Raw genomic sequence first — 25,399 nt, 5'->3', positions numbered from 1 at the left:
CTTTTACCATATAGATTCTATATTCGCTATTCCCCATATACCTTCATCATTTTTTTCGAACATGAAAGAATATTTAATATCAGTTAAAACATACTCTTTTTGTACATATCCAGTATTACCATTAATAGTCGATATTTTTATATATCCATCATTCTTCACTTTTTCTGGAATCCAAGCTTTTACCATTTCATTAGATACTTCATATAAAACTCGTGCTTCTCGTTTTGGTTCAGCTAAAATTTTCGTTTTATTTCCAGTAACAGTTGCATATATAAAATGTTCTTGCTTTGGTTGGTTACTTTCTGTTAATCCACTTGGTACTTTGTATACTTTCTTTGTATCATTTACAAACTCTCCTCCCATTGTAAGAGCAACTTGCAGCTCATGAAAAATATCTTCATCAAACTTCAATTCATCCTTCTTATAACTCTTCCCTTTATATAAAACTTCATCATTTAATGCTCTATACAAGTCATTTTCATTTTTTGAATTTGTACTTTGATATAGTTCATTCATAAACGGTTTTAATGTTGGATCTTGAGCAGACTCATCTTTTGTTTTAGGCTTAATTTGAGTACTACTTTGTACCGGTGATTTATTATCATCAAGCCAAGGTTGTTGAACAATAAAAAATAAAAATGTACAAGCTAAAACCACTACAATAGGTACTGCTTTTTTATGAAAAGGTCTTTTATATTTTACAAGATCCGCTTCATTATTTTCGTATATAGACTGCTTTATTTTAAAAATAAATTCTTCTTCATCTTTACGATTCTCCATTGGGCCTTTTTTTAATTTTCTATACCAGTCAGGATTTTGTTTATTGTTCATCACTACTACCCTCCCCAATTAATTTTGAAACCTTACTTCTTGCTCTACTTAATCTAGATTTTACAGTTCCAATGGATACGCCTAGTGTTTCAGCCATTTCTTCATAAGATAATTCATATTTTGCGTCTAAAATAATTATTTCACGGTGTTTTTTAGGTAGTTTTAATACAACATCCCACACTTCATTCATTTCCTCTTGCTTAAAAAATTCTCGTTCTGCCGATGGAGATTGCTTATCGTCACTAAAAAAACCTACTAATGATATCCTTTTAAAATAAGAGGATTTCAAATAGTTTATTGCTGTATTTCTTGTAATTTTTAATATCCACGTTTTAATAGATGACTCCTTTCGAAATGAATTCCAATTTTTAAATACCTTTATAAACACATCTTGCGTGATATCATCTGATAAGTGTGGATCTTTCGTAATAATAAATGAATAATTCCATACATCTTGCCAATAGTCTTTTATAATATAGTCCAGCTCATCATGATTACACTTTTTAATAAACGTCTGCTCCATTTCCACACCTCAAACTTTTTTGAATAAACATAAAACTGCCCTCACTTTTATTATGGTTTCAATATATAGACAAGATACAAGTTACATTTGTTCCATTAATAATCTTTTTTGGATAGAAAATTCTTACTTAAAAATATAAAAGCAGGAGATAAAATGAAAAAACCAAGATAAATTTATGAATTTATCCTGGTTTTTCTGTATTAAATATGCTTGCACTATTTTTCTATAATAGAAATTGAATCTATTGCATCTACTTGACTCCCCATAGTTTTAGTGAGTTTTTTCCATTCAGTTTCTGCTTGTACAGCCTTAACATCATCTGAGTTGTATGGTCTATCTTCTCCATACGATTTATTGAAATGTAGGATTTCCATTGATGTTTCATTTACAGGGATTTGATTGAAAGTAGCATTATCAACAATTACAATTAGCTCCTCATAATCTGAATTACGATAGTGACCAAACCAAGTATCGCTAGCATACTGAATATCTATTTTCTTTTCATCAATTATTAATTCCTTAATTTTTTTATTTTTCTTACTAGCTAGTAAGACAGCTTTCCCCTTTGGAACTGCAGGTACTGACTTAATTGGGTCTGAACTCCATACTTCATTATCATTATCTGATTCTCTCAACACACCGATTTCAACCATTTTCTCCGCAGTTTTTTGATCCATAATTAAAACCTGTTTACCATCAATTTCTGCTTTTTTCACTTTATATAAAGTGTTGGTCTTAATTTCACTTTTATGTTGATTTACTATTTCTTTTAATGATTGTTCTCCCCCAATCAATAAAGCGGCATTCCTTGGTTCTTCTTTCTTTCCAAAAGAACAAGCTCCTAACATAGAAATAGATACAATTCCTGCCATGCACATTTTCATTACTTTTTTCATTTCTTTCTCTCCTCGTTGCTTGTTTTATCAATACGCTACATGATTTTTTTATATAACCGTTGTAAATAACGCCAACGGACAGTGAAAAAGTACACACTTTGAATGGATATAAAGGCTAGTATAATTAAAATGGACATCTTTAAAACAGAGTAGTCAATTAACTGTTGCAAGGCTATAAATGCGATACCACTATGAATAATCGCTATAATTAAAGGCAAGAAGAACATTAACATAAGCTGACGCGTTACGATTTTCTTTAGCTCTCTTTTACTTAGACCGACCTTCGCAATCATTTCATATTGTTGTTGTTCCCTTTCTAAATCTGCATATAGTCGGAAATATAAAAGACTGGCTGCAAACGTAAAGAATACGATGCCTACTAATACACTAACAATAAGTAAAATACCGTTCTCTTGCTTCGAAGAAATCCATTCAGAATATAATGCTTTAAAAAAATAATGTGCTTGCACCGAATTATTATTACCCAGTGTTGCTTCTAATTTTTTTGAAACCACACTTGATTTTTCCCAATTCTCCACGACAAAACCATATTGATTTTTCATTACGTAAGAATCGTCTTCCGTCTTTCTGTTAGGGATTTTATCGTACAGAGAATCCGAAACAACAATAATAGCTCCAATTGTATTTGGGAGAACTATATATGGGACTGCTTTCTTGACCCGAAGGGACATCTCTAAGTTTTCCTGTACTACATCTATTTTCTCAGGTATATCTTTTCCTCTTGCATACTTTTCTTTTTGCGAAACTATTGAAGGTACTATGATCGCTTCTTGATCATTATCTACCTTTTCCATTTCATACCCAAAGATTTTTGCAAACTTGTTATACTCTGATACTTTGATTAACACTAAATTATTTTCCGTGAATTTAGGATTCGTAACTGCTACCTGATAAGAGAAATTTGAGCGAGTGAGTTGTTTTTTTATTTCTGTAATGTGCTCTTCTTCTTGTTGATTCTCTCCTAACGAGGTATAGGTAAATGCAAATGGGTTTGTCATTTCGGTTAATCCCTTATTCCCCATTGCTAGGCATGTACCAATCCCTGTGAAGGCCACAGCGGAAACGATTGCTAGCATAAAGAACATGGTTGCATTATCCTTCATACGATAGGCCAATTCAGATATAGTAAGAAGGTTTGTTTTATTAAAAAACACAGTATCTTTTTTCTTTAAGACGCTTATTACATACACGCTCAACTGTGAGAATAGAAAATATGTCCCTATCACTACAAAGACTACCCCTCCAAGTAAGTAAGGCATAATGAAGTTTCTTTCTAGTACGAAATAGAACACACATCCATATCCTAATCCAATGAAGAATACGGAAAGAAATGTTAATGTTTTTGATGCTTTTGGCTCTGTTTTTGGTTTTTCCTCTGATTTCATCAAATCAATCAACTTGTTTCCTTTTACCATCTTAGAAGTGAAGAACGAAATAACAAAAAACAGAATCAAAAATGCGCCAGTTGTCATAAAGACAGCTTTTATAGGAACATAAAAAGGAAGTCCCTTATCAATCGCTAATATATTCTCACTTGCTAATAAATTGAGCTTTGCAAATATCAAACCAATTAAGATACCAAACATAATAGATGCAATTCCAATTAACATATTTTCTAAAAAAATTAATTTATTTAACTGCGCCGGTGTCATACCATGCATAATTAAAATTCCAAATTCTTTTTTTCTTGTTTTTAAAAAAGAACTCACCGAATATAAAAGAAAGAAGAATGAAAAAATAAAAATAAGATATTGAGATATTTGCATCCCCATTGTTCCTAATAGACTCATTGTTTTACTCGTGGACACTAGTTCTCCTTGTAAATCAGGATGGAAAAGTAAAAGTGAATATGTGAAAAAAACCATAACTGAAAATGAACTACTTAGAAAGTGTGCAGCATAAGTCCGCTTACTTCGAATGATATTATTAAAAGCGAATCTTTGAAAAGTCATGCTTACGACCTCCTAGTAATGCAAGTACATCTATAATTTTTTGATAAAACATTTGTTGGCTTTCTCCATTATAAATTTCGTTATACGATTTTCCGTCTTTAATAAATACAACACGATCACAAAAACTTGCAGCCACTGGATCGTGCGTAACAAGCATCATTGTTGCATCTTGTTCTTTATTTAATCGTTTTAATAACTCCATTACATCATTAGCGGCTTTTGAATCTAAGTTTCCTGTCGGTTCATCTGCTAGTAGTAATTTTGGTTTATGAATTAGAGCACGTGCAATGGCTGTTCTTTGTGCTTGCCCACCAGATATCTCATAAGTTCGTTTATGTAATATATCTTGTATGCCTAATTTTTCTGCAATACCATCTACCTGCTGATTCATTTCCTCAACTTTAGTACCATCTAACGTCAGAGGAAGAACAATATTTTCTTTTACAGTTAATGTGGTAAGAAGATTGAATGCTTGAAACACAAAACCTAATTCACGTCTTCGAAATAGTGCCAGTTCATTTCGAGATAGTTGATATGGATTTTCTCCATTAATCAATATTTTTCCTGATGTGGGAGAATCAATAGTAGAAACCATATTCAACAAAGTAGTTTTCCCACTTCCTGATGGACCCATTATTCCTACAAACTCCCCTTTTTTTACACTCAAATTAATGTCGGAGAGTGCTTCATAAGATACCTTTCCTGTATAGATTTTACTCAGTTCACAGACCTTTAATATTTCCATATCATTTTGCTCCTTATTATCTTTTGATAACCTAAGTTTATCTAAACTTCCCTTCTTCTCATATCGATTAACCTTTCATGTATCTAACAGGTGTGTAAGGTTTCTAAAAATTCAAAATAAAATACATTCTAACGATTTGCATAAGGGAAAATGATACGGATTGTTGTTCCACTTCCTACTTCCGACTTTATTTCAATATTATGTTCCAATCTTTTTATAATATTTTTCACAAGATATAATCCCATCCCAGTAGATTCCTTAAATTTCCGACCGTTTATCCCCGTATAAAATGGGCGAAACACTCTCGGGAGGTCTTCTGTTGGAATTCCCACACCATGATCTTGTATTGTAAGGATTACAGAGCGCTCTTCTTCTAATGTAGTAATAGTAACGTTTTTTCTACTTCCTGCTGAATACTTAATGGCATTGGATATCACTTGATGAATAACAAACCGAAGCCACTTTCTATCGGTTTCTACCATAATAGTTTGTTTTACTTTTACTTCTGGATATACATAGTTACGAATAAACAGACGTTTATTTTCACGGATTACTTCTTGAACAATATCCTGTAACGAAACTCTTTCCACATAAAAATCTTGCTCAAACGTTTGTAATCGTGCCATATATAAGACCATTTCTAATCCATACTGCATTTGATCTACTTCTTCTACGATACTTTCAAAAACTTCCCCATTCTCTTCTTGTGTGATAAGTTCAATAACTGATAAAGGTGTTTTCATCTGATGCACCCATTGATTAATAAATGTAAGGTGTTCTTTTTGTTTATACTCCCAATTCTTTAACTGTTGATGATATTGATTATATTGTGCTTCTAATACTCGCTGAAGTGCAACTGATAATGGAGTAGCATCCAGTTCTTCTAAGGATTCCTCTAATGTTTCTGAAGGAGTTGATAATTTTTTATAAAATCTACGATGGCTATAATAGCGATAAACTAAAAACCCAATTAAAAAGCACCCTCCTAAAAACACACTATATAACGCAGTAGATAAATGATTATATCCATCCAGCCAAAAAACAGTTAGAACAACAAATAGCTGAATAATTGAGAAACAGATGAAAGGGATATGTTCACGTAAAAATAAATTCATCATTATACCTCATCATTCTTCCAAGTTATTTTCAATCGATATCCAGCACCACGAACTGTTTCTAATGCATTTTTTATTCCGATTTCTTCTAATTTTTTTCGGACACGTGTAACATTTACACTTAAAGTATTATCATCTACATACGTATAATCATCCCAAAGTTTTTCTAATATTTTCTCGCGACTAACAATGCTAGGAGATTGTTGTAAGAGAGTTTCTAATAAAACAGTTTCTTTTTTAGACAGAATACACATACTATCATTTAGCTTTAATTCCATTTTTTCTGGATAAAGTATTAAACCCGACTGCTGAACAACTCTTTCTTCCGCTTTAGGTGCATATTCCCCGTAGATTCTTCGAAGATGACTTCGGATTTTTGCCATTACAACTTCATAATGAAACGGTTTAGTGATATAATCATCTGCACCATGTTCAAGTGCCATAACTTGCTCCATCTCTCCATTACGTGCTGATATAAATATAATCGGACAAGTTGAGAGCGTTCGAATTTGTCGACACCAGTAAAAACCATCAAAACTAGGTAAATTTACATCTAATAAAACTAAATCAGGTTGAATTTTCACAAAGTTCTCTAAAATTTTTTCAAAATCCTCTGTAATAGCCCCTTCATATCCGTACTTATTAATATGGGATTGAAGTAATTTAGAAATTTTTTGGTCATCTTCTACAATCATAATTTTATACATATATTAAGCTCCTTTTATTTATCTTTTCCGACAGAAGACTCCCTTCTCGGTGTCCGTAGGAATCTCCCACTTCACAACATGCCACGAGTTCGTTAAGCGGTACTAGTTAAAGTATATATTTATTTTCTGTAAGAATATAAAATATACTTTTACCTTTTAGTATAAAGAAATTTCCCTCTTACTTATATTGAATAACCTTACTTCAAACTAACAGATTTGTAATGTTTCTGAAAATACAGTCAAGTGTAACATCTATTATTTTTTAAATTTAACATTTTAAACTTTTTGTTTTATAATTCCCAAATAAAAAATAATCGTATTTAATTGCGTAAAAAACACACAATTAAATACGATTATTAAAATCATAAAATCTACGTTTAGATAAATTGAATTGCTCCTAATATAATCTTGAATCTGTACGGTTTGTATATTTACTAGAAAAGTAAATTTAACCTTCTAATTAAGTATTATTTCTGAAAAACATGTTTTACTTTTTCACCTGGAACGTTACTCCCCCCTCTTCCTTTTACATCTTCAATCATCATAGTTACAATCATGTCTGGCGCATTTGCATCAAAAGCTGCAAACCATCCAAGTTCTTTTCCGTCTGCTTCTTTCGACTCTTTCAGTTCTGCTGTACCGGTTTTACCAGCAAGAGTTATACCATCAACCTTAGCAATTCTCCCCGCGCCATCAGGGTCATTAATGACTTTTATTAATGCGCTCTTTAATATCTCTTGATTCTTTTTAGAAACCACATTTTCTTTCCAATTCCCCGCTACTTTTGCTTCTTTTAAAAGATGAGGTGACGGAATATTCCCTCCATTCACAATCGGTGCATATGTTAACGCTAAATGAAGTGGTGTCATTAATACTTGCCCTTGTCCATATCCCGTGTCTGCTAGCTGAATATCATTTTTTATCCCCTCTCTTGCAATGATTGAAATAGGAAATTCGTATTCGATTGGTAATTTTTCATGAAATCCGTATTTCTTAAATTCATTTACATACTGATCTTTTCCCATTTTCAAAGCTTGTTGAGCAAAATAAATATTATCAGAGTACTTCATTGCCTTATCAAAATCAATTGGACTAGCTTCCTTCACACGTGTTACATAATAATTTCCCCAAGATGAATCTTTTGTCCACTTTAATCCTTGAATTTTAAATTCTTCCTTAGGGTTTATAGTGTTTGTTTCCAAACCAATTGCTCCAGTAATCGTTTTAAATACGGAACCTGGTACAAATGCTTGTGTGAAACGATTCATCATTGGTAGTTTCGAGTCGTTATTCCATGCTTCTCGTTGAGCTTTTGAGGCGCCTCTAACTATTGTATTTGGATTATAAGCAGGGCTACTTACAAGTGCGATAGTTTCACCCGTTTTAGGATTGACCGCTGCACTTGATCCTGCTTCATTTTTCATCTCATTAAAGATTTTTTCTTGCATTGCAGCATCAATTGTTAACGTAACATTTTCCCCTTCTATTGCTTCATTTTTTGCTACATTTTTAATCTCTTTTCCATTCTCATCTTCTATAAATACGCGTCCACCCTTTTCACCACGCAATGTATTCTCTAGTACTTTCTCTAAACCTGTCTTACCTACTAAATCATCTGCTTGATAACCTTTTTTTTGAAGCGATTTTAACTCCTCTGCATTCACTTTTCCTATATAACCAGTTAAGTGTGCCGCTGCTTCTCCTAATGGATACGTACGAATATTTACTGGACGAGATGCAACTCCTTCTAATTCAATATAATCATTCTGTCTGGATCCCTCTTTTAAAATACCAATTGGTACAAAGGAGTCTGGTTTTATCCATTTCGCTGAAAGCTTCTGTTCGATCTCTTCTATAGACATATCAAGTAATTGTGCCACTATTTCTTTTGTTTGCGCTGCCGTTGCGCCTAATTTCTCTGGAATAATTCCAACCTCAGTCGCTTTCCCATTCGTTGCAAGAGCTTTACCCTTTCGATCATATATTTCTCCGCGTTTTCCTTGTTCTATTTGCATACGTACTTTATAATCTTTTTTCATACCTGGAAAAATGAAATCAGGTGTCCAATCTATTTTCCAAGATTCCTTTTCTTTCACAAGTTTTGCTTCATGGATAAATGAAACTATTCCTCCATCCGTCTCCATCTTAACTTCAAAAAGAAAAAGCTCTTTATCTTTATCATTCTCACCTTTCGTTTTAACTTTTAAATTCTTAACTCCAATACCCTCATAGATTTTTTGATATTTCTCGGCAAATTCATTTTTAGAAATTGTTTTTTGAGCATGTTCTGATAAATGATCATACATATTTGCAAATTCTTTATCATTCCATAAATTGATATATTCTTCAAATGTTTGTTTTGGAGGTTCGTTTTTATTACATCCTACCAACATAACTGCAAAACAAAAGAAAAGCAGCATCCATAATTTTTTCAATTCAATCTTCTCCCTTCTTAGTTAAAAATATTTATTCCTTTCTTGATATATTAGATAAAAAATGTTGTAACGCTTAATAGACAGTGTAAGTCATGAAATTGTTCCACATTTACAAAAAAATTTAATTTATGATTAAGCTGCATTCGAAGGAGAAGATTTTAAGATTGTTACAAACAAAACAAGCGAATCTATTTAGCAATCGGTGTCATTATTAGTGCCGTTTTAACAATATTATTTAAAAAACCTTTTAGTTTTGATTCTCCGCTCTTATCTTTTTTGTAGATATTTGATACAAAAAAGAACCCTTATACTAAGGGTTCTGCAAGAGAAAATAACAAGGTATAAACAATAAAAAGAATTACTTAGAGTATAATTTATAGGCGTTGTACATTCTTCTATTTCGCATCAAAACCCCTGTACAGTATGCGACAGGAGTTTTGGTCATTCTACAGCTTATTTAGAAGAGTCATGTACAGGCAAACTACTAAAAATTAATTCAGCAACTTTTACATATCCTTTTGAGTTTGGATGAATCAAATCCGTAGACCAAAGCGTATTATCATTTACTAAATGATGATTCCAAAAATCAACATGATGAAGCTTATACTCTCTACTCAGTGAAAGTATAATTTCATTTGCCTCTAATAATTGTTCTTTTAACACTTGTTTTTTTTCAGAAGAAAAAGGAAGCCGAACTGTAAAATCTGGAAGGCTTGCTATAATAATATCAGCATTTGTTTTACTTAATGTATCTATCATAAATTCCATATCATTGTTATATGCTTGACGATTCCAACGTCCTTTTAAAACATCGTTTGCACCTGCAATGAGACTAACCAAATCTGGATTAAACGTTAATGCCTTTTCCAATTGCTGTGAGCGTATTTCTTTAGTTACTAACCCACGTTTTGCAAAATTAGCATATTCTATATCGTTTACACAAAGTTGAACAAAATGATCTACCCAGCTTTTTAACGTTATTCCCTCAACTTCATCCCCTATGCCCTCTGTAAAACTATCACCAATCGATACAAATCGCTTCCACATATGTAGTCCCCCTTTATTATTAACCATATCTATACTATACAATAGCTCACACCGTAATTGTTATTTCTAATTGGTTTTCGATTTCAATTATATTCCACTTTATTATATTTACATTTAGAATCCAAAATTGACCGATTCCTAAGTATACTTAGGAATCGGTCATATTCGTATATTTACTAAAGAAATAAAATCTCTCTAGGAATTATACTTTTTTCAAAAAATTGGTTGTTCTTTGTTTTGCCCAGTTGATACATTTCTTTTCGATTAAATGATACGAAATTATAGAAAAAAGTAGTGTCATTGCAATGCACAAAGTAAGAAGGAAATAGATAGGTATCTTTGTATACAAAAGTTTAAAAAGTACCATCATGATTGGAAAATGACACAAATAAATACTGTATGAAATTTCTCCTAAATATACAAATACACTCTTATTTAAAAATGCTTTTACTTTTAGGTTACTCATAGCCATTATAATAAATATACTAACCCCCATTACGACACCCCAATCTTTTAATAAGAAAGTAGTATCATTACGGGAAAAACCATAAATTAAAATAGAATATAAATATAAAATAATCCCTAATGCAATAAGAAATCCTTTTTTTAATTTTTTCATATTCCTATATGAGTAAATAAGTTTTTCCTGATACTTAAAAAGTAACATTCCAACCATAAACATAGATGTAAAATGCAGTGTATCAGCATAACCATTATAAAATCCTTCAGCTTTCCCAATATGCAACATATTAAGAAAAACACTAATGAAAGAAAAGCTCAAAGCAAATAGTATCGTTTTCTTCCAATTAAGTTTATAAAAAAGAAGGAATAATAAAGGGAACACAATAGATATACGCATTTCTTGAGCCAATGACCAAATAACTGGATTATAATTTTCCGTAAAAAAGTTATTAAGAAGCACAAAGTGGTTTAGAATATCTAATTTTGTTATAGACCCTTGCCACCTATCATAGAACCAATCCCGTAGTCCTACCACTTCATACGACGAAAATAAAATAAATAAAACAAAGGTAACAATTATCCAAAAATAATAAGGAATATAGATTCTTACAAATCTCTTAATTAAATATCCCCAATAATTTGTTTTTGAATGATAAAGTGCCATAGATAACACAAAACCACTTAGTACAGAGGGTGTTGCAAAACTCATAAATATTCAAAAATAAATGCATAAAAAAATCCGTTTTCCTGGAAGAATGATAGTACCCTAAACTATCTCCAGAAAGGACGGATTTACTAGTATGATAACCAATTTTGATCACAATCAATCCATTTTACACATTTTATTTGCCTACGTAGACAGTTTAACCATTGGAGGCGTTCCGCCTATTACAGGCCGCCCACCTATCTGTAGAAAAGCTTTACTCAAATGTTTTTTTGTGAAAACGGTATTCCAAATCAATTCATTACGTAAGTTAACTCGCTTTTTGCATCAATATCCTTCATTTCGTGTATCTTGTGGTCTTTCCTTTGTTCCTCATATATCCACTTTCTCACGTGTAGGAACTTGGTTTCGCAATGAAGGTATTCCGTTGATTCATAAACAAACTCTTGAAGAAATGAATTTAGGATTAATTCCGTGTGTTTTAATTGATAGCACTGCCTTACGGAGTAGTTTATATGATTCCCAAGCAAAATGGGGGAAATCTACTCGTTATGGTTGGTATAAGGGATATAAAGCTCATGTCTGTTCTACACCAGAAGGTGTTGTATTGTCGTATGCATTTACAACAGCGAACGTACATGATAGCAAAATGGCTCCTGTATTGCTTCAAGATATACAAAATCAAAATGTGTTATTTTCCATTGCAGATGCTGCTTATGATAGTCAGCGCATTTATGAAATTGCAAAAACATGTGATATTTTTGCGGTGAATCCAATTAACCCACGTAATGGCGAACAAAGCAAAAGTACACATCGCCGTGTATTATCTCATTTTGCACAAACCATCTTTGGCAAACAGTTGATGAAAGAGCGTGGGAAAATTGAACAACAGTTTGGTCATCTCAAAGATAAAGGGCTGGAACAGCCACGTTGGTATGGTCAAAATCGCTATTTATTACATGTTCAGCTAGTTTTTCTGATTCATAACATTGCATATTTATTTTAGTTTTGCAACACCCTCAGTACATAAAAAACGATAACAGCTTCCCCACCCGCCCATAAAAACCTAAGCGGGGAAAATTTAATAGAATTAGGCAACGATGGTAGCATTAAACAAAAATGTCCAAATACCACAGTAAGTGCTGCTAACCCTCGTATGGAATCTAATTCTTTTATTCTCTTACTCATAAAATATTCTCCTTGTAAATTGTAGATTTTGCTGTTCATAAAGGCCACTATACTAGTGTAGTGGGAGAATTGTACATAATGTCTATCTAGATCCCAGATATTAACAGTTCAAAGTCAATCTATGCATCTGTTTTCTGGTCTCCATTTCCTTATATAAATAATTTAAAACAAAATATTTAATACAAAGAAAAGATTTTATTAAGTTTTTATAAAATCTAATTACAGAAATAAGTACCGGATATTAATTTTTTATTGTCATTTGATGAAAAAATGGATGTTTTTTCTTCATGTAACTTTATTAAACTAACTTTGTACTAGAATGCTTTGAATCAAAAAATACATAATAAACGCCATACTTTCTGTATATTTCTACAAAAAGAATAGCGTTTTTTGTTTTTATAGATACAAATTTAGTTTAACTTGATTACAATAAGAAAAGTTCCGAAGGATTCAATTTGAAAATTAATACCATCTTCCATTCCAAACTATCTACATAAGAATTTATAAAACTTCGAAACTCTTTTTTTAGATTAATATTTAGTTATATCCTATAAACTTAGCTCTTTACTATATCAACCGCACTATTCCACATACCGCTAAAAAAAGATCCGATGTTACGCATAAAACGTGTAAACCAATTTGCTTGTTCTATATCAGATTTTGTTACAAGGTCTACTTGTAATGATTTACCTAATAAGAACCCCGGATCTGTACTATCTTTAGGCGAGATAATCATTTTACTTATTGTTACACCTTTTTTAATAGGTGCTTCTTGTTCTTCATTCAATACTTTAAATTCTTTTTTATATACGTCTTTGTTGTTCTTTGGTATCGGAAGTGAAACAGCTTGCTTCGTTTGAACAACTACATCTTTGTCTTTCGCATTTGCTACTCGCACTGTTTCATGCCCTTTTACTACTGAGTCTTTTCCATAGGCCTTCTTCACTTCGAAATTTGCAAATCCATAATCATATAATTTCTTCGTTTCATCAAAACGTGCTGTATGAGAGTTTGCTTTTATTACTACAGAGATTAGACGCATACCGTTTCTTTCTACTGTACCAGTGAAGCAATCACCAGCTTCTGGAGTAGTTCCTGTTTTCAATCCATCTACACCTTCGTATTGATTAATTAAACCTTTTAACATCATGTTAAAATTCACCATATCAATTGGATACTTGCCACCTTTTTGGAATGTTTTTTTGGGGATTTTTGCTGTATCTAATATTTTCGAAAAATCTAGAATGAGACGTTGTGCTAAAATCGCACAATCTCTTGCAGACATTTTATTTTTCTCGTCTGGAGTTGTCCCTTCTGGATGATGCCCTTTTAAATCATAGTTTGTTAAACCTGTAGAGTTTACAAATTTATAATTTTTCATTCCAAACTCTTTTGACTTATCATTCATCATTTTCACGAAATTGACTTCTTTTCCAGCAATCTCTTCAGCTAAAGCAATTGTGGCACCGTTTGCAGAATAAATTGCCATTGCCTCATATAACTCTTTGACCGTATAAGAGCCACCATTTTCTAATGGAACGTTTGATAATGAGCGATCTTGCGAAATCTTATATGCATATTCAGAGATTTTAACTTTTTGATCCCATTTAAGTTTTCCTTTCTCCACCGCTTCATGAACTAAATATTCACTCATCATTTTTGTCATACTAGCAATTGCTAATGATTCATCTGCATTTTTTTCATATAAAATTTTCCCGGAATTTGCTTCTACTAAAATTGCTGATCCTGCTTCTACATCTATAGCAGAAACTGTTTCCGCTGTTGCTCTTCCAGATGTAACGACCATGCTACATAATAGTGTAAGCACTGTTACTATTACAATAATTCTCTTGCAAAACATACCTCTCACTTCTGTTACCTCCAATATCTTTGTACTCAAAAAAACGTTGTTTTAACATAATCCTTCAAAAAATAGACAGCATTATCAAATTCTATATACATATAAGACATTAGGACGACTTTCATATAAAACATCTCATCCCATCCTTTTAGGCACACTGACACTTGGTATTCCCACACATATCCCTCTTTTTAATACCTATGTATTTTTCAAAATGATTGGTACTTTCATATTTTTTAGGATTACACTTAATAGACAATATAAGTAATACATTTGTTCCACATTTACAAAAAATAAAACCAGTGTATCCCAATTAAATATCGAGACACACTTGTGGCCCAACATTCGTTTATTAGCTATCAAGGATTTTAATTATTCAATTCAGTTATTTGCTAGACTCATACCATAGATGAATTTTCTTTAGTCTAAACTATTATTTTTTTGTAATAAAAAACTACACCCTTTATAGGATGTAGTTTTTCTAACTGATTTATTTATTTTTCACTTCATTTTTATAAAAAGCAAATAATGGTTCAACGGATGGACTAGATAACAGAGGAATTGCCCTCTCAATCAATTCTCTATCCCAATCAAACCAACGCATTTCCATTAGCATATTCATTTCTGCATCAGTGAACCGTTTCTTTATTTCCTTAGCAGGATTTCCACCAACTATTGTATACGGCGGAACATCTTTACTTACGACAGATCCTGCTGCAACGATTGCACCTTCACCGATTGTAACGCCAGGCATTATAATAGCATTCATTCCAATCCAAGCATCACTTTTAATGACTGTATCACCCTTCGGTTCATATGAATGTTCAATTTGTTCAGCGAATGGATATACTGTAATCCATTCTGAGTGATGATTACCACCCATTAATATGACTACTCCACTGGCAATACAAACATAATTCCCAATTATGAGTTTATCAAGATGCCATCCCATCTGTTCAATTGGATTGAAAAGTGCTCGGGACTTAGCATCCCCCCACAAATACCTTACACAGCCATCTTCAAAATTTTGATGACCATAATACCCTGAGTAATAGGAGTACTCTCCTACCTCAATGAGTGGATTTGTTACTATATCTTTTAAATACTTCGTTTCTGACCAATGATTAAATAATGGATGCTTCATAACTTTATTCCTCGCTTCTAAGTATTGTAGATTTTTGCAATTTACTTAGAAGCTTACTACGACTGCTACATTTTTTAGCTTTCTCAAACGACGAATCATTATCTTCAAGCCTTTCTTTTATAATAAAAAAATCATAACGTGATAAATTACATAAGTCAAATTGTAAAATTATGTACTAAAGTGAATTGAAATTTCAACATTAAAACAATCGAGTTTTCAAATAACAAATCCCAATTACATATAATAAAGATTTATTAGCTATATCTCTAACTTCTTTCTTATATTAGCCATAACTCCCTCTATATAATTTTATTATCTATTGATTTATCTGATAAATCAATAAATGTTAATATGATTATAGAAGGTATTGTCATCCATTAGATTTCACAGCTAGTTTTTCACAAAATGATTTCTGAATCCTTTATTAATTAGGAGGTTGAGAAGATGAAACTTTTAAGGCAATCAACAATTATTGGCGCATTGACGGTTGGAGGATTTTTATTTTCGAGTACAATTAGTACACTCGCACCTGTGTCTGCTGAATCGCAACTAACACAAAATGAATCACGATTTTCAGATACTTGGAGGTGGCAAAACTATTTTTTATTACATCATAATGCAGATTTTATAGAAGAGTTAGCAGTTGGTGACTTAAAGCATGGAGATACATTCGATGTTACTATATATACTGGTGGTAAGGATACTGGTATTGTAAAAATATATCAATTGAGTGGAAATGAAAATGATGAAATAAACTTGCATAGGTATAAAACGATTTATGACTCAGGTCTAAAACATAATTATGGTAGATTTGTAACACCTATTACTAAAGTTTATAATCCAGGAACATATGTAGCCGTTATGAAACTTGGAGAAAATTATTATTATGGGGGCAGCTTTAAAATCTCAAAATAATTTATGTTTATCTCACCAGTAAATAAATATTGGATACTATTTTCTTAAACAAAAACCATTTTAAAAACTCCTCTACCTTATATAAGATAGAGGAGTTTTTTGATTGTTTGCCCTTTTTAAGGTTAGAAAAAATCCTTACTTTCTTTATAAATTATCATTTTTATTCAATAACTGTTTCCACTTCTTTAAGTTCTACAATTCAATATGCAATATTGCATATTCCACATGTTCGATTTAAAAACATGTGATAATTAGCTTATATAAATATCTTACATAAATATTGAAGGGTGAATGCTACATGTCTTTCTTTTCTTGGTCTCCTCTTATTTTCTTAATAGTTGTTGCAATTATCATTTCTATTCAAAAGGCTAAGAAACAATAATTTATTATTTGGAGGTGTAATAATGTCATTTGCAGCATGGAGTGCAATTTTTATGACTTTAATCGGAGCAATATCAGGAGCAATCTTTGGTACAATATCCTCTAGAAATAAGAATAAAACTATCAACTAAAAAACTCATAATAAAGATCAATACAAAAAAGTAGCCTATAAAGTTTTATAGGCTACTTTTCATTTCATCCATATTATTTAGCTAATTCTTTCGTACCCTTCATTACATCAACGAAGAATCCCCAATTATTCACAACAGAAGAAATACTAATATGTTCATCTGGTGTATGAACGTTAAAAATGTCTGGACCAAATGCAATCGCATCTAAGTCAGGCATCTTTTGAACGAATGCACTACATTCAATACCTGCATGTACAGCGAAGATTTCAGCATCCTTGTTGTATTTTTCTTGATGCACTTTTTCAAACAGATTACGAATTTGTGAATTCGGATTGTATGGCCATTCTGGATACTCTGACTCTATTTCAAATGTTGCACCAACTAATTCGGCAACACATTTAATTTCATCTGCAACATGTTGTTTTAAACTACTGACAGAACTTCTCACTTCGTTACGTAATTTAATTTCATCCTGCAACGTTTCAATAACGCCTAAATTTGTTGAACTTTCTACTAGGCCTTTAATATCCATGCTCATACTTTGAATGCCATTTGGAATTAAGAATAATGATGAAATAAGTTGTTTTTGTGTCTCTTTAGCAAATACTTTTTCTACTTTCTCATCCAATTTTGTAAGTGTAACATGAACATCTGGATCAACAGCACGCATTTCATCTTGTAATACTCTTGTCCAAGATTCTAGTTTTTCTTCTACTTTCTCTACATCTTCTGTACGTAATACAATTGTAGCTACACTTTCACGCGGAATTGCATTCGTTTTTAATCCGCCGTGAACTTCACTTATATTAAACTCCGTATTTGCTGATAAATCATGTAATACTCGTCCTAATACTTTGTTCGCATTACCGCGTTGTTTATCAATTTCCATACCAGAATGTCCGCCTTTTAAACCACCAACATATAGACGGTATGCATCTATATTCGCTGGTGCTTCATCCCAAATCACTGAAATTGTTTCAACAGCTTTCGCACCACCTGCGCTACTTACAAGTAATTTATGATCTTCTTCAGAATCAATATTAATAAAGATTTTTCCTTCAAAATGATTTGGATCAACAGCGAATGCCCCGCCCATTGTCGTTTCTTCTTCAGTAGTAATAACTACTTCAAGTGCTGGATGCGGAATATCTTTTGAATCTAATAATGCCATTGCATATGCAACAGCAATACCGTTATCAGCACCTAACGTTGTTTGATTTGCATATAACATATCCCCAATAATTCGTAATTCAATTGGATCTTTTTCAAAATCATGTACGGTTGCTTGGTTTTTTTCACATACCATATCCATATGACCTTGAATGATAATAGCTGGTACATTTTCATAGCCAGCAGTTGCGTCTTTTTTAATAATGACATTCATTGCTGCATCTTGAATCACTTCTAAGTTACGCTCTTTTGCAAAGCCAACTAAATAATCACTAATTTCCTTTTCATTACCTGATCCTCTAGGAATCTTTGAAATTTCTGCAAAATGATAAAATACAGGGTGCTTTGTTAATTGTTCTAAGGTAGAATACATTTTTAAGCTCCTCTCAAAATGACAAAATAATATGTAAGTCTTTTATCATTATAGCATGATTCGTTACTTTCCCTTTCTATTTCACACCTTAAAATCCATTCGTTAAATATTTAATCGTATAAAAAAAACGAAAGAAAATGCACTATGCATTTTCTTTCGTTTTTTTTGCTCTCATATATTTTGAAGTACTATTATTCATTAATTTCTCTAAGCGATTTATATTTTCCGTTAATGCACCTTTCACAAGAGAGAAATCTGTATTTGGTTCTTCTTTTTTTTCTTTAAAAAACGAAGACTTTTGTACATTTACTTCAGCCATCTCTTCTCCCCCTTTTCAAAAAGATACAATCTTCTATTTATATTATATCGCAAATGCAGACAGGGTGTACACGTATCATTTTCTTTTTAATTCATCTTCTAATTCTTCTACTTGCTGCATCGTATCTCCTTTTATTAACGAGAAATCTGTCGTATCTTCATTATCTTCTTTAAAAAAATCATTGTCATAATCTTTTTTCACTACAATCACCTCTACGTGCTAGTGTAGGAATGATTGTCCGATTTTATACAAGTTTGTCTAAATTTGCTTTACCTTTATGTATAAGTGAAAAGGACAGAAAATAAATCCTGTCCTTATTTACTAAAATAACTATGATGTATTGTTAAATTATATACATTTTCAAAATCTCGATCTTGAAGATTATTTTTCTTCCCGTCAATAACAATGAAAACATCACTCACTATTTTTGCTGGTATAATTCCGACATTCTCTACTTGCACTGCTTTCTGCTCATTCAATTGCTCGATGTGTTCAAACGGAACGATAACACTAAATTGAGAGCGAATACCACGAAAGTTTGTATTTAATTCCTTTGCCGCTTCAAATACAACTATTTTCGCCCCAATCTTTTCCCCATATGAATCTAAAAACACGTTTAAGCTCTTTGTATATTCCTCTTCCGTATGCCATTCCATCGTACCGAATACTGCTGGATTGACATTTTGAATAATTGTTGTGTAAATTTCTCCTCTTGCTTTAGAAGCAATTAATGATCGTTTTATCGATTGGACAGTCTTACCGATATCGCTAAATTTCGCTCCCCATATTTCTGAAATATTTGGTGTTAAAATAAATGCGATATCAACAAAAATAACCATTGCAGTAAACATTAAAAGATTTTTCCAGAGGGTTAAATCAATTCCTTTTATCATGAAATACACGGTGACTGATATTATAAATAACCCATACCAAGTCTTTCTAATACGTTGCTTCTTCTCCTCGTACAACTCTTCGTTTTTCCAATAAAAGAAAACAAGTACTAGAAAAATGATTGCTAAAATAAATAAGCCGATTCGAATGTTAGAGATTAACAATGACATCACCCTCCATTCAAAAACTACTCACGATATCATTACATGCACAAGCAACCCTCTTTATGACAAAAGACGTGGACAAGCTTCTAAATTTAGCTACATCGCATATACATTAGAAGGTGCCACGTCTTTTATCTTGAATCTACATTGTATATGTAGACAAGCATGCGTTTCAAATGTTCATGTTAAAAAGTAATATGTTTCGGAATTTCCCCTTCAGGTACTTCTCCGTCCATACTTAAGTAATAATGGCGAATCGGACGTAAATTTTCGTCTAATTCATAGACGAGCGGAATACTCGTTGGAATATTTAATGAAACAACACCATCACTTGAAAGGTTATCTAAGTATTTCACTAGCGAACGAATCGTATTACCGTGTGATGAAATAATTACCTTTTCACCACTTTTTAATGAAGGCGCAATTTCTGAATGCCAATAATCAAGTACTCTTTTCTCCGTATCCACTAAACATTCAGTCAATGGAAACTCACCTTTTTTAAGTGCTTTATATTTTGGATCATTCATTTCATATCTAGGATCATCCTCAGTAAGAGCAGGTGGTCTTACATCAATACTTCTTCTCCAAATATGAACTTGCTCCTCACCATACTTTTTCGCAGTTTCATCTTTATTCAACCCTTGCAATGCACCGTAATGTCTTTCATTTAGCTTCCAAGATTTATGTACTGGAACCCAGGCAAGATCCATCTCATGAAGTACAATCCATAACGTCCGGATTGCTCGTTTTAATACAGATGTATAAGCAACATCAAAAGTATATCCGTTTTTCTTTAATATTGCTCCTGCTTCTCTTGCCTCACTTAATCCATTCTCTGATAAATCTACATCTGTCCAACCAGTAAAACGATTTTCAAGATTCCATAAACTCTGTCCGTGACGAATAAGTACAAGTTTTATCATAATAATTCCCCTCTCGGAAATGTGAATTTTATTGTTCCATTGCGTACACGTATAAAGTAACTAGTAATGTATCTTTTTATCCATTCACTCTATGACCAATCCATAGTTGCCAAATGTATGGATAAAATTTGTTCTTTTTCAAACTATAAAACAGAGATATTTTGTATTATTTTTGATTTATTTCAACTTCCTGTTTCGATATCCAAGCATCAAAACCTAATCGACTATTTGCCATTTCATTCATAACTTGATGCCAATTTTCTTCACACGATTCACCAAATTTCGAAAAAATGGCACTCATTTGTTCTCTTTGTACATCGCTCAGTTTTTTCTCTAAATCGGCACCTTTTTCTGTTAATGATAACTGTTTTACACGACGGTCATGTGTAGCTTCATTACTCTCAATTAAACCCTTTTCCACAAGTTGTCGTAGTGGTCCGTGTAGAGCTTGTTTACTTATTTCTAGCAGTGATAATAACTCATTTACACTTATCCCTGGAAAGCGTGCGATAAAAAATAAAATTCGATGATGGACTCGTTGTATGCCATACTCTTTTATAATTTCATCTGGCTTTTCAGTAAATGTTTTATATGCAAAGTAAAATAATGCTAATGCTTCATTCATCTTTTCTTCTTTATGTTGTGTCATCTACTTTCCCCCTGTATGTAAATTATACCACAATCCAGTAATCTATATTTTAATGAACGTATTGGAACTTCTTTAGTTTATTGAAATATTCGTTGCACAATTAGGAGATGATTCACTTGAACACGCAGTATACCGTAAGTACATATTTATTAGATCGACTACGTGAATTAGGAATCGAGCATATATTTGGTGTTCCTGGTGATTATAATCTTGCCTTTTTAGATGATGTAATGGCACATGAAAATTTAAAGTGGATTGGCAATTGTAATGAATTAAACGCGGCATATGCTGCAGATGGATACGCTCGCATAAAAGGAATTGCAGCTCTTATTACCACCTTTGGCGTTGGAGAATTAAGCGCTCTAAACGGAGTTGCTGGCTCATATGCCGAAAACGTACCAGTTATAAAAGTCACGGGGACACCACCAACAACAGTAATGGAAAATGGAGAGCTTGTTCATCATACTTTAGGCGATGGAAAGTTTGATCACTTTTCCAATATGTATCGAGAAATTACTGTAGCACAAACAAATTTAACCCCTGAACATGCAGCTGTGGAAATCGATCGCGTGTTACGCGCATGTTGGCGCGAGAAACGCCCAGTTCATATTAATTTGCCGATTGATGTGTATAATAAACCAATTAATAAACCTACGAAACCAATTTTACATAAACCGATTTTAAGTAATAAAGAAACGCTGGATAAAATGCTTTTCCATGCAACTTCAAAAATTAATAGTGCTAAAAAACCTGTAATTTTAGCGGATTTTGAAGTAGATCGATTTCACGCTAAAGAATATTTATATCAACTCGTAGAAAAAACAGGGTTTCCTATCGCAACGTTAAGTATGGGGAAAGGAATATTCCCTGAAAAACACCCTCAATTTATAGGAATTTATACTGGTGATGTTAGTTCTCCATACTTACGAAAAAGAATTGATGAATCTGACTGTATTATTAGTATTGGTGTGAAATTAACTGATACTATTACTGGCGGCTTTACACAAGGTTTTACGAAAGAGCAAGTAATAGAAATCCATCCCTATACTGTAAAAATTATAGATAAAAAATATGGACCAGTTGTAATGAAAGATGTTTTACAACAGTTAAGTGATTTAATCGATCATCGAAATGAGGAAATGCTTGAAATTAACCCCTTTATTTCAGAATCACTATTTATTACTGAAGAGTTTAATCCAAAAGCACAAATGGTTACACAAAAACGTTTTTGGCAACAAATATACCATTTTCTACAAAAAAACGATGTTTTAATTGCAGAGCAAGGAACACCTTTCTTTGGCAGTGCCGCTATCCCTTTACCAAACAACACTACATATGTAGCGCAACCATTATGGGGATCAATCGGTTATACATTACCTGCTCTACTTGGTACACAGCTTGCTGATTTATCGAGGCGGAACATTTTAATTATTGGTGATGGTTCTTTCCAATTAACTGTCCAAGAATTATCGACTATACTACGGCAAAATTTAAAACCGATTATATTTTTAATCAATAACAATGGATATACTGTGGAACGTGCAATTCACGGACAAAACCAACCGTATAATGACATACAAATGTGGGATTACACAAAACTAGCGAACGTATTCGGAACAGAAGAAAAAAGCCAAACATTTAAAGTAGAAAATGAAACAGAGTTAGAAGAAGTCTTAACTAAAATAAGTATTGATAAGAATCAACTTACCTTTGTTGAAGTTGTAATGAGCCAAGGGGATCTGCCTGAATTGTTAGCTAAACTTGGGAAAAGATTCGGCCAGCAAAATTCTTAATAAGAAAAAGCGCAGCTATAAATAATAACAGATTCAGCTGAGCGTTGTAAAACTTGTTTTGATACTCAAAATACACAAGGAAAAGGATGGCATTTGCCATCCTTTTCCTTGTGTATTGAACTTCCCCTATTTTTAAGACCATTCCTCAACTAACGTCCTGTGTACAAGCCAAAATTATTAATCCATCTTTAACTTTATAGCTTTTGTAGCAATAAAAGTTTTAATATGCTTATCTAATATCCTAGTTCCACCAAAATCATCCTCATAAAAACCAGTTATAACTAAACCAGCTTCAATTTGACCTTGAATTTGGTCTTCAAGAGTATGTGCATATTCTATTGTTTGATTAGAATTCACATACTCTTGAACTTCATCCTCTGGTAAGTAATCTAGTGTTGAAGAAGGTATAGAATGTTTAACATCAAGTATACCCTTTTGCTCTTGATTGTCATCAAAAATCCATAGTAACGGATTTGTAAATCCTGCAATAAGAATACCTCTATTCTTTAGAACCCTTGACACCTCATTCCATACAAGATGAACATCTTTTACAAACAAATTAGAAACAGGATTTATGACAACATCAAAATATTCACCTTCAAAATCACTAAGGTCTGACATATCACCTTGAACTGTTTTTAAAGTTAACCCATCCCGTTCCGCTACCTTTTTATCTTGTTCTAACTGCTTTCTTGATATATCAGTAACTGTTACATCTGCTCCAGCAGCAGCTAGAACCGGTGCTTGTTGCCCTCCACCTGATGCTAAGCAGAGTATTTTTAATCCTTCTAATGACTTTGGAAACCAATCTCTAGGAACTGATTTTTCTGTGGTAACTGTGATTTCCCATTCACCTGATTTACTTCTTTCAATAACCTCGCTACTTACAGGTTGCGTATATCTAGAACCTTCTTCAACCTTTTTATCCCATGCATTACTGTTTTGTTGAGTTGTATCCATTATAACTATTCCCCCTAGCTATCTTGTTACATTTTAAGTGTAAGATCATTTACTATTTATGCTTTCCTTTTTCTACTAACCTAACCAATAATTAATACATATTTTTCTATATTTATATTAACAGATAAAGAGTAGTAAGAAAAATAAAATATTCTAAATAGAAAAAATATAAATTCATTTAAGCAAATCAATTACATATAAAAAGGCATTCCAAACCTGTTGACGGTTGGAACACCTTTTTGTATATTATTTAAATTTTCACCCTCTGAACTAAACCCATTAAACAAATAAATTACATTTTTTTATTCCGCAAGAGTTAACTGCCAAGACACTCCATACTTATCATTTAACCAGCCAAATTTTTTACTAAATGGATAAGAACCTAAAGGCATTAGTACAGTTCCATCCTGCGCTAACTTATGAAAGACCGCTTCAATTTCTTCTTCTGTCTCACAATTTACATAAAGAGACATAGATGGTGTAAATGTAAAACCATGCTTTACATAACTATCAATGCACATGAATTCTTGCCCATTTAACGTAAAAGTTGCATGAATGACAGAACCCTCTTTACCTGGTCCGTTTTCATCGTAGCGAGAGATATTTACAATTTCTGATTGATCGAATAGCGACGTGTAAAAATTCATCGCCTCCTCAGCTTTTCCCTCAAACATTAAAAACGTAGTAATTTTTTGATTTGTGTTACTCATATAGAGCCAGCCCCTTGCTATGTATTTATGCAAAATATACATCGGTCAACAAAACCGAACGTATATTCTTATAAATATATTGTCTATAAAAACGAAGAGTTTGTCAATTATCTACTTTCTTATTTCTTCTTAAATAATGCTGTCCAAAGAAATGATTCACCAAACATAGTATTTGGTTGTTCAATTTGTTTCATTTTTCTAATTTCAATCACTTCAAATTCTTTAAATATCTTTTTTAATTTTTCTTCAGAATATGCAAGACCACCTTGTAGACTCCATCCTTTATATACATCCCAATCAGTTATTTCTGATCCATTTCGCTCATCTAAATCGCCTGCTGCAAAACATGTTAATCCGAAATAACCACCAGATTTCAATGAGTTTTTAATTAAATCCACATAATTTATTCTTCGTAAAAATATCTATTTT

At 32.3% G+C, this 25,399-nt stretch carries 22 protein-coding genes and 3 pseudogenes; 3 read left to right on the top strand and 22 right to left on the bottom strand.

Going from position 1 to position 25,399, the window contains the following annotated elements; genetic code table 11:
* Positions 1-3: 3 nt before the first annotated feature.
* The 10 genes and pseudogenes from QCI41_RS02470 to QCI41_RS02425 all read right to left on the bottom strand — a co-directional run.
* Positions 4-831 (bottom strand): SH3 domain-containing protein, encoded by an 828-nt coding sequence (locus QCI41_RS02470; RefSeq protein ID WP_353838467.1) that lies wholly within the window; start codon positions 829-831, stop codon positions 4-6.
* Complete coding sequence (locus QCI41_RS02465) at positions 821-1,354, bottom strand: RNA polymerase sigma factor (RefSeq protein ID WP_353838468.1); 534 nt, start codon at positions 1,352-1,354, stop codon at positions 821-823. The genes QCI41_RS02470 and QCI41_RS02465 overlap by 11 nt, the downstream gene beginning before the upstream one ends.
* Before the next feature lie 215 nt (positions 1,355-1,569).
* Complete coding sequence (locus QCI41_RS02460) at positions 1,570-2,250, bottom strand: lipoprotein BA_5634 family protein (RefSeq protein ID WP_353838469.1); 681 nt, start codon at positions 2,248-2,250, stop codon at positions 1,570-1,572.
* Between the two features lie 35 nt (positions 2,251-2,285).
* A complete protein-coding gene (locus tag QCI41_RS02455; RefSeq protein WP_353838470.1) occupies positions 2,286-4,223 on the bottom strand; it encodes an FtsX-like permease family protein in 1,938 nt (645 codons plus the stop codon).
* Positions 4,198-4,968 carry an ABC transporter ATP-binding protein gene (locus tag QCI41_RS02450; protein WP_353838471.1) on the bottom strand — a complete coding sequence of 257 codons (771 nt, stop codon included), beginning with the start codon at positions 4,966-4,968 and terminating at the stop codon, positions 4,198-4,200. The genes QCI41_RS02455 and QCI41_RS02450 overlap by 26 nt, the downstream gene beginning before the upstream one ends.
* A gap of 128 nt (positions 4,969-5,096) precedes the next feature.
* A complete protein-coding gene (locus tag QCI41_RS02445; RefSeq protein ID WP_353838472.1) occupies positions 5,097-6,083 on the bottom strand; it encodes a sensor histidine kinase in 987 nt (328 codons plus the stop codon).
* Positions 6,084-6,085: 2 nt separating this feature from the next.
* Positions 6,086-6,790, bottom strand: a complete 705-nt coding sequence (locus QCI41_RS02440) for a response regulator transcription factor (protein ID WP_353838473.1) — start codon at positions 6,788-6,790, stop codon at positions 6,086-6,088.
* Positions 6,791-7,257: 467 nt separating this feature from the next.
* Positions 7,258-9,225 (bottom strand): penicillin-binding transpeptidase domain-containing protein, encoded by a 1,968-nt coding sequence (locus QCI41_RS02435; RefSeq protein WP_353838474.1) that lies wholly within the window; start codon positions 9,223-9,225, stop codon positions 7,258-7,260.
* A 453-nt stretch (positions 9,226-9,678) separates the two neighbouring features.
* Entirely contained in the window at positions 9,679-10,299 is a 621-nt protein-coding gene (locus QCI41_RS02430; protein WP_353838885.1) for an SGNH/GDSL hydrolase family protein, read from the bottom strand.
* 175 nt (positions 10,300-10,474) lie between these two features.
* Positions 10,475-11,422 (bottom strand): annotated as a pseudogene (locus QCI41_RS02425) (acyltransferase family protein); the annotation flags it as partial.
* Between the two features lie 112 nt (positions 11,423-11,534).
* Here QCI41_RS02425 and QCI41_RS02420 point away from each other — a divergent pair.
* On the top strand, positions 11,535-12,404 hold the full coding sequence (locus QCI41_RS02420) for a transposase (RefSeq protein ID WP_353836336.1): 870 nt from the start codon (positions 11,535-11,537) through the stop codon (positions 12,402-12,404).
* Positions 12,405-12,418: 14 nt separating this feature from the next.
* Here QCI41_RS02420 and QCI41_RS02415 read toward each other — a convergent pair.
* The 3 genes and pseudogenes from QCI41_RS02415 to QCI41_RS02405 form a co-directional block, all read right to left on the bottom strand.
* Positions 12,419-12,625, bottom strand: a pseudogene (locus QCI41_RS02415) (acyltransferase family protein); the annotation flags it as partial.
* A gap of 517 nt (positions 12,626-13,142) precedes the next feature.
* Complete coding sequence (locus QCI41_RS02410; RefSeq protein ID WP_353838475.1) at positions 13,143-14,456, bottom strand: D-alanyl-D-alanine carboxypeptidase family protein; 1,314 nt, start codon at positions 14,454-14,456, stop codon at positions 13,143-13,145.
* Between the two features lie 481 nt (positions 14,457-14,937).
* On the bottom strand, positions 14,938-15,591 hold the full coding sequence (locus QCI41_RS02405) for a CatB-related O-acetyltransferase (protein ID WP_353838476.1): 654 nt from the start codon (positions 15,589-15,591) through the stop codon (positions 14,938-14,940).
* A gap of 444 nt (positions 15,592-16,035) precedes the next feature.
* On the opposite strand from QCI41_RS02405, the gene QCI41_RS02400 reads away from it, so the two are divergent.
* Positions 16,036-16,506 (top strand): DUF5065 family protein, encoded by a 471-nt coding sequence (locus tag QCI41_RS02400; protein WP_353838477.1) that lies wholly within the window; start codon positions 16,036-16,038, stop codon positions 16,504-16,506.
* Between the two features lie 585 nt (positions 16,507-17,091).
* Here QCI41_RS02400 and pepD read toward each other — a convergent pair.
* The 6 genes from pepD to QCI41_RS02370 form a co-directional block, all read right to left on the bottom strand.
* Positions 17,092-18,561, bottom strand: a complete 1,470-nt coding sequence (gene pepD / locus QCI41_RS02395) for a beta-Ala-His dipeptidase (RefSeq protein WP_353838478.1) — start codon at positions 18,559-18,561, stop codon at positions 17,092-17,094.
* Positions 18,562-18,703: 142 nt separating this feature from the next.
* Positions 18,704-18,880, bottom strand: a complete 177-nt coding sequence (gene spoIISB / locus QCI41_RS02390) for a stage II sporulation protein SB (RefSeq protein WP_353838480.1) — start codon at positions 18,878-18,880, stop codon at positions 18,704-18,706.
* A gap of 75 nt (positions 18,881-18,955) precedes the next feature.
* Entirely contained in the window at positions 18,956-19,081 is a 126-nt protein-coding gene (locus QCI41_RS02385) for a D-alanyl-D-alanine carboxypeptidase (RefSeq protein ID WP_353838481.1), read from the bottom strand.
* A gap of 113 nt (positions 19,082-19,194) precedes the next feature.
* The gene (locus QCI41_RS02380) at positions 19,195-19,941 is read right to left on the bottom strand and encodes a type II toxin-antitoxin system SpoIISA family toxin (RefSeq protein ID WP_353838482.1); all 747 of its coding nucleotides are present in this window, start codon (positions 19,939-19,941) and stop codon (positions 19,195-19,197) included.
* A gap of 179 nt (positions 19,942-20,120) precedes the next feature.
* Positions 20,121-20,858, bottom strand: coding sequence for a 2,3-diphosphoglycerate-dependent phosphoglycerate mutase (gene gpmA / locus QCI41_RS02375; protein WP_098276021.1), 738 nt, complete (start codon positions 20,856-20,858; stop codon positions 20,121-20,123).
* A 166-nt stretch (positions 20,859-21,024) separates the two neighbouring features.
* A complete protein-coding gene (locus QCI41_RS02370; RefSeq protein ID WP_353838483.1) occupies positions 21,025-21,507 on the bottom strand; it encodes a MarR family winged helix-turn-helix transcriptional regulator in 483 nt (160 codons plus the stop codon).
* 107 nt (positions 21,508-21,614) lie between these two features.
* Between QCI41_RS02370 and QCI41_RS02365 the strand changes: the two genes are divergently transcribed.
* Positions 21,615-23,300 carry an alpha-keto acid decarboxylase family protein gene (locus tag QCI41_RS02365; RefSeq protein WP_353838484.1) on the top strand — a complete coding sequence of 562 codons (1,686 nt, stop codon included), beginning with the start codon at positions 21,615-21,617 and terminating at the stop codon, positions 23,298-23,300.
* Between the two features lie 177 nt (positions 23,301-23,477).
* Here QCI41_RS02365 and QCI41_RS02360 read toward each other — a convergent pair whose 3' ends face one another.
* From QCI41_RS02360 to QCI41_RS02350, 3 genes and pseudogenes are all read right to left on the bottom strand, one after another.
* On the bottom strand, positions 23,478-24,260 hold the full coding sequence (locus tag QCI41_RS02360) for a class I SAM-dependent methyltransferase (RefSeq protein WP_353838485.1): 783 nt from the start codon (positions 24,258-24,260) through the stop codon (positions 23,478-23,480).
* A 302-nt stretch (positions 24,261-24,562) separates the two neighbouring features.
* A complete protein-coding gene (locus QCI41_RS02355) occupies positions 24,563-24,970 on the bottom strand; it encodes a VOC family protein (protein WP_353838486.1) in 408 nt (135 codons plus the stop codon).
* A gap of 119 nt (positions 24,971-25,089) precedes the next feature.
* Positions 25,090-25,383: pseudogene (locus QCI41_RS02350) on the bottom strand (SAM-dependent methyltransferase); the annotation flags it as partial.
* Positions 25,384-25,399 lie beyond the last annotated feature (16 nt).

It is taken from the genome of Bacillus cereus group sp. MG4 (assembly GCF_040460055.1).
In the GTDB taxonomy this organism is placed as follows: domain Bacteria; phylum Bacillota; class Bacilli; order Bacillales; family Bacillaceae_G; genus Bacillus_A; species Bacillus_A wiedmannii.
The sequence above is the reverse complement of the archived record's forward strand: the minus strand, read 5'-3'. Positions and strand labels throughout refer to the sequence as shown.